11 protein-coding genes are annotated in these 12,700 nt (G+C 68.8%); 9 read left to right on the top strand and 2 right to left on the bottom strand.

The features are described from left to right. Positions 1-8 precede the first annotated feature (8 nt). The 8 genes from ACFVMC_RS14260 (at position 9) to ACFVMC_RS14225 (ending at position 8,524) form a co-directional block, all read left to right on the top strand. Positions 9-1,226 (top strand): cytochrome P450, encoded by a 1,218-nt coding sequence (locus tag ACFVMC_RS14260; protein WP_379210241.1) that lies wholly within the window; start codon positions 9-11, stop codon positions 1,224-1,226. Next, a complete protein-coding gene (locus tag ACFVMC_RS14255) occupies positions 1,226-2,011 on the top strand; it encodes an SDR family oxidoreductase (RefSeq protein WP_379210239.1) in 786 nt (261 codons plus the stop codon). Before ACFVMC_RS14260 ends, ACFVMC_RS14255 begins: the two co-directional genes overlap by 1 nt. Beyond that, positions 2,008-2,208 (top strand): ferredoxin, encoded by a 201-nt coding sequence (locus ACFVMC_RS14250; protein ID WP_379210237.1) that lies wholly within the window; start codon positions 2,008-2,010, stop codon positions 2,206-2,208. Before ACFVMC_RS14255 ends, ACFVMC_RS14250 begins: the two co-directional genes overlap by 4 nt. Further along, complete coding sequence (locus ACFVMC_RS14245) at positions 2,208-2,774, top strand: nuclear transport factor 2 family protein (RefSeq protein ID WP_379210236.1); 567 nt, start codon at positions 2,208-2,210, stop codon at positions 2,772-2,774. Before ACFVMC_RS14250 ends, ACFVMC_RS14245 begins: the two co-directional genes overlap by 1 nt. Then, positions 2,768-4,003: a hypothetical protein gene (locus tag ACFVMC_RS14240; protein ID WP_379210234.1), complete on the top strand. Its 1,236-nt coding sequence runs from the start codon at positions 2,768-2,770 to the stop codon at positions 4,001-4,003. The genes ACFVMC_RS14245 and ACFVMC_RS14240 overlap by 7 nt, the downstream gene beginning before the upstream one ends. Before the next feature lie 18 nt (positions 4,004-4,021). Beyond that, the gene (locus ACFVMC_RS14235) at positions 4,022-5,605 is read left to right on the top strand and encodes an acyl-CoA synthetase (RefSeq protein WP_379210232.1); all 1,584 of its coding nucleotides are present in this window, start codon (positions 4,022-4,024) and stop codon (positions 5,603-5,605) included. An 80-nt stretch (positions 5,606-5,685) separates the two neighbouring features. After that, the gene (locus ACFVMC_RS14230) at positions 5,686-7,266 is read left to right on the top strand and encodes a succinic semialdehyde dehydrogenase (protein ID WP_379210231.1); all 1,581 of its coding nucleotides are present in this window, start codon (positions 5,686-5,688) and stop codon (positions 7,264-7,266) included. Between the two features lie 34 nt (positions 7,267-7,300). Further along, the gene (locus ACFVMC_RS14225; RefSeq protein WP_379210229.1) at positions 7,301-8,524 is read left to right on the top strand and encodes a cytochrome P450; all 1,224 of its coding nucleotides are present in this window, start codon (positions 7,301-7,303) and stop codon (positions 8,522-8,524) included. Here the strand turns inward: ACFVMC_RS14225 and ACFVMC_RS14220 are convergent. Together ACFVMC_RS14220 and ACFVMC_RS14215 are read right to left on the bottom strand one after the other, a co-directional pair. Next, entirely contained in the window at positions 8,521-9,912 is a 1,392-nt protein-coding gene (locus ACFVMC_RS14220; RefSeq protein WP_379210227.1) for an FAD-binding protein, read from the bottom strand. The two genes, ACFVMC_RS14225 and ACFVMC_RS14220, sit on opposite strands and share 4 nt — an antisense overlap. 45 nt (positions 9,913-9,957) lie before the next feature. Further along, the gene (locus tag ACFVMC_RS14215) at positions 9,958-11,319 is read right to left on the bottom strand and encodes a cytochrome P450 (RefSeq protein ID WP_379210225.1); all 1,362 of its coding nucleotides are present in this window, start codon (positions 11,317-11,319) and stop codon (positions 9,958-9,960) included. A gap of 101 nt (positions 11,320-11,420) precedes the next feature. On the opposite strand from ACFVMC_RS14215, the gene ACFVMC_RS14210 reads away from it, so the two are divergent. Continuing rightward, complete coding sequence (locus tag ACFVMC_RS14210) at positions 11,421-12,650, top strand: MCE family protein (RefSeq protein ID WP_379210223.1); 1,230 nt, start codon at positions 11,421-11,423, stop codon at positions 12,648-12,650. Positions 12,651-12,700 lie beyond the last annotated feature (50 nt).

Raw genomic sequence — 12,700 nt, 5'->3', positions numbered from 1 at the left:
CCAGACACATGTCCAGCTATGTGTCTCCCTCGGCTGTGGCGCCGCTCGTCTTCGATCCGTACGACTACCGCTTCCACGAGGACCCGTACCCCACCTATCAGCGCCTGCGCACCGAAGCGCCGCTGTATCACAACCCGGACCTGGGTTTCTGGGCACTGTCACGACACGCGGACGTCACCAACGGTTTTCGGGACGCGGCGCGACTGTCCAGCGCCAACGGCGTCTCCCTGGATCCCGCGGCCTACGGCCCGCACGCACACCGGGTGATGTCGTTTCTGGCCATGGACGATCCGCGCCACCTGCGCCTGCGGAAACTCGTCTTCAAAGGCTTCACGCCCAAGCGGGTGGCCGAAATGCACGATCGCATCCGGGAACTCACGCTGTCCTACCTGGAGCCGGCGCTGGCCCGCGGCGGCTTCGACTGGATCGACGAGGTCGCGGGCAAACTGCCCATGGACGTGATCTCCGAACTCATGGGCGTCCCCGCGGCCGACCGCGCCGAGATCCGCCGCCTGGCCGATCTGGTCGTGCACCGCGAGGACGGCGTGCTCGATATCCCGATGGCCGCCGCGCAGGCCTCGATGACCCTGATCGGCTACTACTCCGACATGGTCGCCGCGCGCCGCCGCGTGCGCGCCGACGACCTGACCTCCGCGCTGCTGGACGCCGAAACCGACGGCGACCGGCTCACCGACGAGGAGATCATCGGCTTCATGTTCCTGATGGTGGTCGCGGGCAACGAGACCACCACGAAACTGCTCGGCAATGCCCTGTATTGGGCCGCGAAGAACCCGGGGGAGTATGCCAAGGTCCGCGCCGAGGACCACCTGATCTCCGACTGGGTCGAGGAGACCCTGCGCTACGACACTTCCAGTCAGATCCTGGCCCGCACCGCCGCCGCCGACCTCGACTACCCCTACGGCACCATCCCCGCCGGGTCCAAGGTGCTGCTGCTGATCGGTTCGGCCAACCGCGATCCCGACGTCTTCACCGACGGTGACAGCTTCCGGATCGAACGCCGCGACAAGTCGGCGCTGACGAGTTTCGGTGCGGGCGTGCACTTCTGCCTCGGCGCGCACCTGGCCCGCCTCGAAACCACCGTGGCACTGCGTGAATTCGCCGCCCGGGTCCGAGCCTACGACGTCGAGGACACCGGCATCGAACGCGTGCACTCCAGCAATGTGCGCGGCTTCGCGAAACTGCCCATCACCGTGGAGGTCAGGTAATGCCCCGATTCGAACCCAGCCCCGAGCGCAGGCCCGCGCTGATCGCCGGGGCCTCCTCCGGGATCGGCGCGGCCACGGCCGTCGCGCTGGCCGCACTCGGACATCCGGTCGCGCTGGGCGCGCGCCGCGTGGACAAGTGCCAGGAGCTCGCCGAGAAGATACAGGCCGACGGCGGAACGGCTTTCGCGGCTCGTCTCGATGTCACGGATACGGCCTCGGTGGACGAGTTCGCCGTCGCGGCCGAGGCCGCCCTCGGGCCCACGGAGATCCTGGTCTCCGGGGCCGGTGATATCGAGTTCGGCCCAATCCACGCCATGGACCCGGACCGCTTCATGCACCAGATCGGCGTGCACCTGGGTGGTGCGCACCGCCTGGTGCACCGGGTACTGCCGGGCATGCTGGCCCGGCAGCGCGGTGATGTCGTGCTGATCGGTTCCGACTGCGCGCCCGAGCCTCGCCCGCTGACCGGGGCCTACAGCGCCGCCAAGGCCGGTCTCGAGGCGATGGCCATGCAATTGCGGATGGAGCTGGAGGGGTCCGGCGTGCGTGCGTCGGTCGTGCGTCCCGGCCCGACGCTCACCGGCATGGGTATGAATTCGACGCCCGAGGTCCTCGGCCCGATGCTGACGGCCTGGAAGGACTGGGGTTTCGCCCGCCACCCCTACATGCTGCGCGCCGAGGACCTGGCCGCCGCCATCGTCGCGGTGGTGAGCGCGCCGCGCGGCGCGCACCTGGTGCTGGTCGAGGTGCAACCGGAAGCTCCCCTGCGCGAGGACGAATCATGACGATCATCGCCGACCTGGACCTGTGCCAGGGCCACGCGGTCTGCCAGGACGAGGCCCCGGAGGTCTTCACCGTGCCCAAACGCGGCAAGGTCGAAATCACCGACCCCACAGCCGATTCCGCCGACGTACAGCGTGCCGTGCGGTACTGCCCGACTCGAGCCCTCACGCTGGAGACCCGAACCGAAGGAGCCCGGTGATGACGATGCCCGCCGGGGGCAACCCCGATCCCCGTGCCGAACTCGACGAAATGGTGCGTCGCTGGGTGGCGGAGAACCAGCGCTGCGAGGCGAAGGGCGACTGGAAACCGCTCGCCGAGATGTACACCGAGGACGCCACCTACGGCTGGAACTACGGCCCGGCCCAGGAGTTCATGGCGGTGGGCCGCACCGAGATCCGGGAGCTGGCGCTCGGACAGGAGATGCAGGGCCTGGAGGGCTGGACCTACCCGTACCAGGAGTTCGTCGTCGACGAGCGCAGCGGCACCGTCATCGGACTGTGGAAGCAGATCAGCGAACGCACCCGCCCGGACGGCAGCCACTACTCCCCGCAGGGGATCGGCGGCAGCTGGTTCCGCTACGGCGGTGACTTCCAATGGTCCTGGCAGCGCGACTTCTTCGACTTCGGCAATGTCTCGGCCATGTTCGTGGAGATGATCCAGCACAACGCGCTGACCGACGGCATGCAGCAGCGCATCCAGCGCTCGGTCTCGGGTCCGCTGCCGGGCTGGTACCCGGTCGGCGCGGCCCCGGCGCCGCTGTGGTGAGCGGATTCGACGGCCTGGATCGCGCCACGCTGGCGCGGGTGGTGCCGGAACTGCTGCTGTGCGGCCACCTGATCGACCGGTCGGGCATGGCGCACTGCCTGGGCGCGTTCGGCCGCCCGGGGATGACCGAGGTGGCCGTCGCCGAGTGGCAGGTGGCCAGCCCGGTATACACGCGGCGCATGCGGCGCGCGCTGCGTATCGAGGGCGACGGCGTCGACACCATTTTCAAAGGGCTGCAACTCGATATCGGCGCGCCGCCACAGTTCATGGACTTCCGCTACCGGGTCGAGGATCACGATCACGGCGAGTTCTGGCTCGACCACTGCGGCGCGCTGCTGGACGTGGAGCCGATGGGCCCGGAGTTCGTCATTGCCATGTGCCACGACATGGAGGACCCGACCTTCGACGCGACCGCGCTGGCGACCAATCCGCACGCCCGGGTCCGGCCCATCCACCGGCCGCCGCGCACCCCGGCCGATCGGCATCCCATGTGCGCGTGGACCGTCGTCATCGATCCGGCGCACGAGCCGCCGCCGGTTCCGGAGAACGCGGCGGTGGTGGCGAATTCGGTTGCCGCGCGGCTGGAGTTACCCGATATCGACCCCGCCGAGGAGGGGCTGTCCGACTATGCGGGACCGTTGCTGAGCGATCTGCGGTTCCCGGACTTCTCGAAGTCGGCGCTGGTCCGCCTGGCCGACGAGGTGTGCTTGCAGCATCACCTGCTCACGCTGGGCTTCCTGCTCGCGGTGCGGGCGCGCACCGACAGGGCGGCCGAGATCGGGCGCAAGCAGTTCGCCGGCATCGCGGGCATCACCTCCGAACGGCTGCGCGCCGCACTGGATCTCGGTGACGGCCCGGGCGACCTGGCGACAGTGCTGGGTGTGCATCCGGCGTGGAACCCGGTGGCCTACACCGGAATCGAGGTCTCGCACACCGCCGACACGGTGTCGCTGCGGCTGCCGCGCAGTAGTGGCGCGATCACCGATGGGGTGTGGCCGAGCCTGGTGGACGCCGGTCATCCGGCGCCGCTCGAGGCCATGGTCCGGGGTGTGAACCCGCGCGCCTATCTCCGCGCCGTCGAGGCCGACCGGTCCGGCTGGACCGTCGAGATCGCCTACGCGGCAGAGCCGTTCCCGGAGGTGGCCGAGGTCGCCATCACCCGTTTCAGTAAGGGCGCGGGCTTCGCCTTCGCCGATCGCGGCACGCCGCTGCCGCTCACCGTGGTGTAGCCAGACAAGGAAAGGCCCATGGCCAACAATTTCGCCGACCTGTACGAGCACGCCGCCGACGCGATGGGAGATCGCGTGGCCGTGATCGAAGGCGACCGGGAGCTGAGCTTCGCCGAGCTCGACGCGAACGCCAACCGGCTGGCCCACTACCTGGCGTCGATCGGCGTGCGCGCGGGCACCCACGTGGGATTCCAGATGCACAACGGCATCGCCACATTGGAGACGCTGATCGCCTGCTTCAAGCTCCGCGCGGTACCGATCAACATCAACTTCCGCTACGGTCCGGACGAACTGCGCTACGTCTACGACAACGCCGATCTCGAGGTGCTGGTCTACCACGCTGCCTACGCTCCGGGGGTGCGGGCGGCCGCGCCGCGGGTCCCCTCGTTGCGCGAGCTGATCGTGGTCGGTGAGAACACCGGCGGCGCAACGTCTTACGCCGAGGCCCTGGCCTCGGGCGCGCCGGATCGCGATTTCGGCCCGCGCAGTGCCGACGACCTGTTCATGATGTACACCGGCGGCACCACCGGCCTGCCCAAGGGCGTCATGTGGCGTCAGGAGGACATGTGGCGTGTGCTGGGTGGCGGCATCGACTTCTACACCAACGAGCCGGTCGCCGACGAATTCCAGCAGTCGCGCCTGGGCGCGCAGCAGCCGCAGGCCACCTGGTTCGTGCTGCCGCCGCTCATCCACGCCGCCGCCATGATGCCCACCTTCACCGCGCTGTGGGCGGGCAACGCGGTCGTCTTCGAGCCGAGATTCGAGGCGCGGCGGGTGTGGGAGGTGGTGCAGCGCCGCAAACCGCACGTTCTCGTCATCACCGGCGATGCCATGGCCCGCCCGCTCATCGACGCCTACCGGGCCCGGCCGGTGCAGTCCTCGGTGATCGCGATCGGGTCCGGGGCCGCGCTGCTGTCGCAATCGGTCAAGAACACACTGCTCGAACTGTTCCCGTCGACCGTGGTCACCGATTCCATCGGCTCCTCCGAGACCGGGTTCGGCGGTATCGGCTACGCGCAGCGCGACGACAACCCCGGGCGCGGGCCCCGCGTGCGGACCGGGCGCGGTGCGGTCGTCGTCGGCGCGGACGGGCGGCCGGTCGGGCCGGAGCAGGAGGGCTGGCTGGCCAAGACCGGTTCGGTGCCGCTGGGCTACTACAAGGATCCGGCCAAGAGCGACAAGCTGTTCCGCACCGTCGACGGGGTCCGCATGGTGGTCACCGACGACCGGGCCCGTCAGGAGGCCGACGGATCCATCACCCTGCTCGGTCGCGGCAATATGGTCGTCAACACCGGCGGCGAGAAGGTCTTCGTCGAGGAGGTCGAGGCCGTGGTCAAGGCGCACGCGGCGATCTACGACGCAGTGGTGATCGGTGTCCCGCACGAGCGGTGGGGCCAGCAGGTCGGCGCGGTGATCTCGGCGACCGCCGCCGTGGAGTTCGGCGATCTGGAAGCCCATGTGCGCAAGCATCTCGCGGCCTACAAGCTGCCGCGCCAGGTCTGGATCGCGGAGCGCCTAGAGCGCTCGCCGAGCGGCAAACCGGATTACGGCTGGGCGAAAGAATATGCGGCACAGCATGATCCGGCCTATCGGGCCCGCTGACGGGTTCGCGTGAACGGTGGTCGAGCCATGGCGAAGGTGTTCTAATTCAGCCGATCGGACCGTCTGATGGAGGAAATCCTATGAGCACCACCGAATCCCGCGCCACGTTGCCCCCACGGATCACCCCGGAACTGATCGACCGGTTGACCGCGATGGTGGCCGCCGGCGACGCCGCGCCCTACGAGATGGTCGAGGTCTACACCGGCGCGGCCGTCGGCCCGCTGCCCCAGTCGCGGCCTGCGGACATCGCCGCCGCCTACGCCACGGCCCGTGCCGCGCAGCGGGAATGGGCCGCCTGGCCGCTGCGCCGCCGTCTCGAGGTCTTCGAGCGCGCACACGAACTGCTGCTCGCCGAATGCGAGACCACCGCCGACCTGATCCAGATCGGCTGCGGCAAGGCCCGCCGCATGGCGGTCGAGGAATCCTGCGACGTGCCGATGGTGATCAGCCACTACCTCAAGACCGCGCGCAAGGTGCTGCGCCCGACCCGTCGAGGCGGGCCGATGCCGGTGCTCACCAGCTCCACCGAGGAACACCGGCCCAAGGGCGTGGTCGCGGTGATCGCACCGTGGAACTTCCCGTTCGCCATCGCGCTGTCGGATTCGGTGCCCGCCCTGATCGCCGGGAACGGCGTCGTGCTCAAGCCGGACAACAAGACCGCGCTGTGCGTGCTGTTCGGCGTCGAACTGCTGTACCGGGCGGGGCTGCCGCAGGGACTGGTCCAGGTCGTCTGCGGGGAGGGGCCCGAGGTCGGGCCCACCCTGATCGACAACGCCGACTTCGTCATGTTCACCGGCTCGACCGCCACCGGCCGGGTGGTCGGGGAGAGCGCGGGCCGCAATCTGATCGGATGCAGCCTCGAACTCGGCGGCAAGAACCCGATGATCGTGTGTGCGGACGCGAATCTGGACGAGGTGATCCCGGGCGCGAGCTTCGCGGTGTTCGCCAACTCCGGACAGGCCTGCATGCACATCGAGCGGATCTACGTGCACCAGAGCCACTACGACGAATTCCTGCGCCGATTCGTCGCGGCGGCCGACGCGCTGAACGCGAAGATCGGTGCCGCCTACGACTACACGCCCGAATTCGGGTCGCTGGTCTCGGTGCAGCACATGGAACGTGTCGCCGCCCATATCGAGGACGCGCGCGCCAAAGGCGCGACCGTGCTGACCGGCGGCAAGCCGCGCCCGGATATCGGACCCGCGTTCTACGAGGCCACCGTGCTGACCGGCGTCACCCCCGAGATGACCCACGCCACCGCCGAAACCTTCGGCCCGGTCGCCGCGGTCTACAGCTTCGGTGACGAGCAGGAGGCCATCCGGCTCGCCAACGACACCGACTACGGCCTCAATGCCAGCGTCTGGAGCGCGGACCTGTCGCGCGCCCGGCGGATCGCGAACGAACTGCAGGCCGGGAACATCAATATCAACGACGGTTTCGTCACCACCTACGCCGCCAAGGCCACGCCGTCGGGCGGTGTGAAGAACTCCGGCGTCGGCACCCGCCACGGTGACCACGGGCTACTCAAATACACCGACACCATCAATGTCGGCGTGCAGAAACGTCAGGTCATGGCGGCACGCGACGGCATGCCGTACCAGAAACAGTTGAAGATCACCCTGGCGTCGCTGCGGCTCATGCGTCGAACACGTCTGCGCTGACCCGCATCGCGCCGGGCTGGAGAAGGAGACAGCCATGGCGCCGCACTTCGCGTCCGGATTCGATTTCACCGACCCGGAACTCTGGGAACGGCGAAGTCCCGTAGCGGAATTCGCCGAACTACGCCGCACCGCGCCGGTGTGGTGGAACGCGCAGCCCGACGAGACCTCCGGCGGATTCCGCGACGGCGGCTACTGGGTGGTGAGCCGGCACGAGGACGTGAAAGAGATATCGCGGAACTCCGAACGGTATTCCGCACAGCGCAAAGGCGCGATCATCCGCCTGCCCAACGACACCACCCCCGAACAGATGGAGCTCACCGGCGCGCTGCTGGTGAACATGGATCCGCCGAAACACTCCACCATTCGCCGGATCGTCTCCAAAGGGTTCACCCCGCGCGCGGTGGAGGGGCTGCGGGCGGCGCTCACCGAACGCGCCGCCCGCATCGTGCACGAGGCCACGCGGTCCGGCAGCGGCGATTTCGTCCAGCAGGTGGCGTGCGAGCTGCCGTTGCAGGCGATCGCCGAACTGCTCGGCGTGCCCGAGGCGGACCGGCGCAAGCTGTTCGACTGGTCGAATTCGACGCTGAACTACGACGATCCCGAATACGGTGACCCGACCGCGGCCTTCGCCGAAATCATCGGCTACGCCTGGAACATGGCCGAGCAGCGGCGTGCGCACCCGGTCGGGGACATCGTCAGCACCCTGGTGCACGCCGGACTCGACGGCGAGGCGCTCGGCTCCGACGAATTCGGGTTCTTCGTGGTGCTGCTCGCCATCGCGGGCAACGAGACGACACGCAATGCCATCACGCATGGCATGAAAGCGTTCGTCGATCACCCCGAGCAGTGGGAACTGTTCCGGGCCGAACGCCCGCGCACCACCGCCGACGAGGTGGTGCGCTGGGCCACGCCGGTCAATGCCTTCCAGCGCACCGCCACCGAGGATCTCGAGATCGGCGGCGCGCACGTCCGTGCCGGTCAGCGCCTCGGATTGTTCTACAGCTCCGCCAATTTCGACGAGTCCGCCTTCACCGACCCGTTCGCCTTCGACATTCGCCGCGACCCGAACCCGCACGTCGGCTTCGGCGGCACCGGCGCCCACTACTGCGTGGGCGCCAACCTCGCCCGGCTCGAGATCGACCTCATGCTCAACGCCATCGCCGATGCCATGCCGGCCCTCACCGAACTCGCACCCCCGGTCCGCCTGCGCTCGGGCTGGATCAACGGCATCAAGAGCTGGCAGGTCCGCTACGGCTAGAGCTCCTCGACCAGACGCAGCCGCCGGGCGAGGTCGGAGACGAAGACGTGGTTCGGGTCGGCGGCGTCGCGGATACGACGCCAGTCGTCCAGTCGGGGGTACATGGCGCGCACCATATCGGGCGTGGTGCGCGATTCCTTGGCGAAATAGAGTCGCCCGCCCGCGGCGAGGACCCGGCGGTCGAGTTCGGTGCAGAATTCGTCGAGGCCCGGCTTCATCGTGAAGTCGAGGCTGAGCATGAAGCCGGGATGCGGCCACGACAGCGGGGCCGGGCTGCTCGCGCCCATCCGTTTGAAGACGTTGAGGAACGAGTGGTGCCCGGAATGCGCGATCGCGCGGACCGCGTCGGCGAGCTGGGCCTCGGCCCCGAACGGCATCGAGAACTGGTACTGCAGGAAACCGCGGCGGCCGTAGGCGCGGTTCCATTCACCGAGCAGATCCAGCGGGTGCAGGAACTGGGTGATGTTCTGGATCAGGCCGCGGCGGTTCTTCTTGAACGTGCGCAGGGCCACCTCGCCGGCCATCCGGGTGGTGAGGTTGTTGACCATCCCGTTCGGGAAGATATCGGGCACGGTCAGCAGCTGGGGCGCATTGAAGTGCAACGGATTCCGGCGCAGGGCCGCGGGCAGCTGGTCGAGGGTGGCCAGCGAGCCGCGGCTGAAACCCGCCCGGCCCAGCTTCGCGCCGGTGCTGATCGTGTCGGGCACCGCGACCGAGTACTCGTAGCCCTCGTCCGAACCGTCGGTCAGCAGCTCCATGGTCTGCTCGAGATTCTCGGTGCGGTCGCTGTCGACCAGGAAGTAGGCGGTCTCGGTGCGCTTCATCCGGATGGTCGCGCGCAGCACGATGCCGGTCAGGCCCATACCGCCGACCGTGGCCCAGAACAGCTCGGATCCGGGGCCGTCGGGGGTGAGCGTGCGGACGTCGCCGTCGGCGGTCAACAGATCCAGCGACCGGACGTGATTGCCGAAGCTGCCGTGCGAATGATGGTTCTTGCCATGGATATCGGCGGCGATCGCGCCACCCACGGTGACCTGCCGGGTGCCGGGCAGTACCGGCACCCACAGCCCGTGCGGCAGCGCCGCGCGCATGAGGGTGTCCAGGCTGACGCCCGCGTCCACGTCGACGAGCGCCGCGTCCGGGTCGATGGTGTGGATCCGGTCGAAGACGGTCATGTCCACGACCAGACCGCCGCCGTTCTGCGCGGGATCGCCGTAGCTGCGGCCCAGCCCGCGCGCGATCACGCCGCGCGGACCGGCGGCGCGCACCGCGGCGATCACGGTGTCGATATCGGAGGTGCGAAGGACCGTGGCGACTGTGGGTGCGGTCCGGCTCCAACCGGTGAGCCGACGCTGATCGAGAACCGATCCCCCTGAAGTGTTCTGCACTGGCGCCACCGTACCCGAGACCGCGGCGGCCGGGGGAGCGGCGGCTCAGCGGCGTCGGCGATAGCGCACGGTGCACGGTTGCGCCAACTGCACCACCATCTTCGAATGATCGTTGCGATAGCTTTGCGCGGGCTGGGCCATCTCGAATTCCCAGTCCCGCAGCAGGATCGAGAAGATCGCCTTCAACTGCATGAGCGCGAACGCGGCGCCCACACAGCGATGCCGTCCGGCCCCGAACGGAATCCAGGTCCAGCGGTTGACCAGATCCGCCTGGATCGGGTCGAGATAGCGGCCGGGATCGAAGGCGTCCGGGTCCGGGAAGTCCGCGGCGATCCGATTCGACACCGCCGGTGTCGCGGCGACCAGATCGCCCGCCTCGATCCGATGCCCGCACACCTCGAAATCCCCGCGCGCCACCCGCATCAGGATGATCAGCGGCGGATGCAACCGCAGTGTCTCCTTCAGCGTCGCCTCCAGATTCGGGATCCGGCGCAACGCACCGAAACTGATGTCGGAGCCGTCGGCGTAGAGCTCGTCCAGTTCGGTGACCACGCCGCGCAGCAACTGCGGATGACGCAGCAACTCGATCACCGTCCACGCCGCGGTGCCGGAGGTGGTGTGATGACCGGCGAACATCATGGAGATGAAGATGCCGGTGATCTCGCTGGCGCTGAACCGGGGCCGGCCGTCGTCACCGGGCACCGAGACCAGCACGTCGAGCATGTCGCGATCCGCTTTGCCCGCGGGCGGCGCGGCGGCGCGCCCGTCCATGATCTCCTGCACCAGCGCGACGAGCTGGGCGCGCGCGGCATCGCGGCGGCGGAAGCTCTCGATCGGGGCGTAGGGATCGACATAGGCGAGCGCATCGGTGCCGCGTTCCAGATCGTGGTACAGCCGGGCGAAGCGGCCGTCGAGCTGGTTACGGAACTTGGTGCCGATCAGGCAGGCCGAGGACGTGTAGATGGTGAGTTCGGCGAAGAAGTCGAGCAGGTCGATCTCGCCCTCGTCGCCCCATTGCTCGAGCATGCGCTCGACCTCGCGGGCGATGGTGGCCGCGTGCCCGCGCATCTGCTCGGCGCGCAGGGCCGAATTGTGCAGCATCTCCTTGCGACGCTCGGGGCTGGCGTCGAACACCACACCGTCGCCGAAGATCGGTTTCATGAACGGATAGGCCGCGCCCTGATCGAGATCCTCGTCGCCGGCCCGGAAGAAGAACTCGTTGGCCTCGGCGCCGGAGAGCAGGATCACCCGTTTGCCCGCCAGGTCGAACGCGCCGACATCGCCGCATTCGGTGCGCACCCGGCGCATGAGGCCGATCGGGTCGGCGCGGAACTCGTCGAGGTGGCCGTGTTCGGGCTCCGGCCCGTCCGCGCGCAGCGAGACTCGGCGGGGTTCGACCAGGGTCATGGGAATCCTCCCTGTACTTCTGCCGGAAACGACAGTTGGACACCTGTCTGGACAGTACTATGGGACCGATTGGCGGGCAAGGTGATTCACCAGGGGAGCCGATGGGTTCGACAGCGAAGGCCACGACGAGATCGAGCGGATGGCGCGTGGTCGCCCGCGTCACCTGGCAGGTGCTGCGCCTGAAGATCGCGGGTGCGGCCCTGATCCTGTTCCTGGTCGGGCTGCTCGCGCTCGCGCTGACGCTGTACTCGGGGCGGCTCGACGCCACGGCCGAGGTCGTGGTCGAGACGCCGCGCAGCGGACTGGTGTTGAATCCGGGTGCGCGGGTGACCTTTCGCGGGGTGGAGATCGGGCGGGTAGCCGCCGTCGACCGGGTCGGGGGCCGGGTCCGGCTGCGGCTGGCGGTGCGACCGGAGCAGTTGCGGCGGGTGCCCGCCGAAGCGCGGGCCGACATCCGATCCACGACCGTGTTCGGTGCGAAATATGTGAATCTTGTTGCGCCGGAGCGGTCCTCGCGCGATTCGATGCGGCCCGGCGCGGTGCTGCGGGCGGACGCGGTCACCGTCGAGGTGAACACGGTGTTCGAACATCTCTCGGCCCTGCTGGCCGCGGTCGACCCGGTCCACCTGAACGCGACCTTCGCCGCGCTCGGCGCCGCGCTGGAGGGGCGGGGCGAGCGGTTCGGTGACCTGCTCGCCCGCTCCGATGCCTATCTGCGCGAACTGAATCCGAGCCTGCCCGCCCTGCGCCGCGACTCGAGCGCCGCTGCGCAGGTCGGCACGCTGTATGCCGAGACCGTCACGGACCTGCTGCGCACCACCACCAACGCGATCGTCCTGGCCGGGACCGTCGTCGAGCGGCAGGCCGACCTGGACGCCCTGCTGGTCACCCTGATCGGCCTGTCCGCCACGACCTCCGCGGTCCTGCGCGAGAACGAACAACCGCTGACCGCCACGCTGGACCTGCTGCGCCCCACCACCACCCTGCTCGGCACCTACTCCCCGGTCCTGTTCTGCGTCGTCACCGGCCTCGCCGAAACCCTGCCCCGCGCGGACCCCTTCATCGGTGGCGCCCTCCCGGGTGCGGTCTTTCGCGCCGGCTTCCAATTCGGCTCGCGCCCATACCAGTACCCCGACGACCTCCCGAAGGTGAACGCCACCGGCGGCCCGAACTGCCACGGCGTCCTCGAACACATCGAGGGCACCCACTCCGACTACCTCGTCACCGACACCAATGCGGGCCCGCCGTTCATACCGTCCACCACGCTGGCACCGAACGCCCCGAAGGTGTTCCAGGTCCTGTTCTCGGGCTTGCCCGGAGTGCGGTGGTGAGTCACGGTTTTCGCGCCCCGCGAGCTGCTGTCGGCGATGGCGGGCGTGCC

The organism is Nocardia sp. NPDC127579 (assembly GCF_042672005.1).
Classification (GTDB): Bacteria; Actinomycetota; Actinomycetes; order Mycobacteriales; family Mycobacteriaceae; genus Nocardia.
The sequence above is the reverse complement of the archived record's forward strand: the minus strand, read 5'-3'. Positions and strand labels throughout refer to the sequence as shown.

Excerpts from the sequence above, each read along its gene's own strand:
- ACFVMC_RS14260 (WP_379210241.1), top strand. The coding sequence starts at position 9 with ATGTCCAGCTATGTGTCTCCCTCGGCTGTGGCGCCGCTCGTCTTCGAT.
- ACFVMC_RS14255 (WP_379210239.1), top strand. The coding sequence starts at position 1,226 with ATGCCCCGATTCGAACCCAGCCCCGAGCGCAGGCCCGCGCTGATCGCC.
- ACFVMC_RS14250 (WP_379210237.1), top strand. The coding sequence starts at position 2,008 with ATGACGATCATCGCCGACCTGGACCTGTGCCAGGGCCACGCGGTCTGC.
- ACFVMC_RS14245 (WP_379210236.1), top strand. The coding sequence starts at position 2,208 with ATGACGATGCCCGCCGGGGGCAACCCCGATCCCCGTGCCGAACTCGAC.
- ACFVMC_RS14235 (WP_379210232.1), top strand. The coding sequence starts at position 4,022 with ATGGCCAACAATTTCGCCGACCTGTACGAGCACGCCGCCGACGCGATG.
- ACFVMC_RS14230 (WP_379210231.1), top strand. The coding sequence starts at position 5,686 with ATGAGCACCACCGAATCCCGCGCCACGTTGCCCCCACGGATCACCCCG.
- ACFVMC_RS14225 (WP_379210229.1), top strand. The coding sequence starts at position 7,301 with ATGGCGCCGCACTTCGCGTCCGGATTCGATTTCACCGACCCGGAACTC.
- ACFVMC_RS14215 (WP_379210225.1), bottom strand. The coding sequence starts at position 11,319 with ATGACCCTGGTCGAACCCCGCCGAGTCTCGCTGCGCGCGGACGGGCCG.
- ACFVMC_RS14210 (WP_379210223.1), top strand. The coding sequence starts at position 11,421 with ATGGGTTCGACAGCGAAGGCCACGACGAGATCGAGCGGATGGCGCGTG.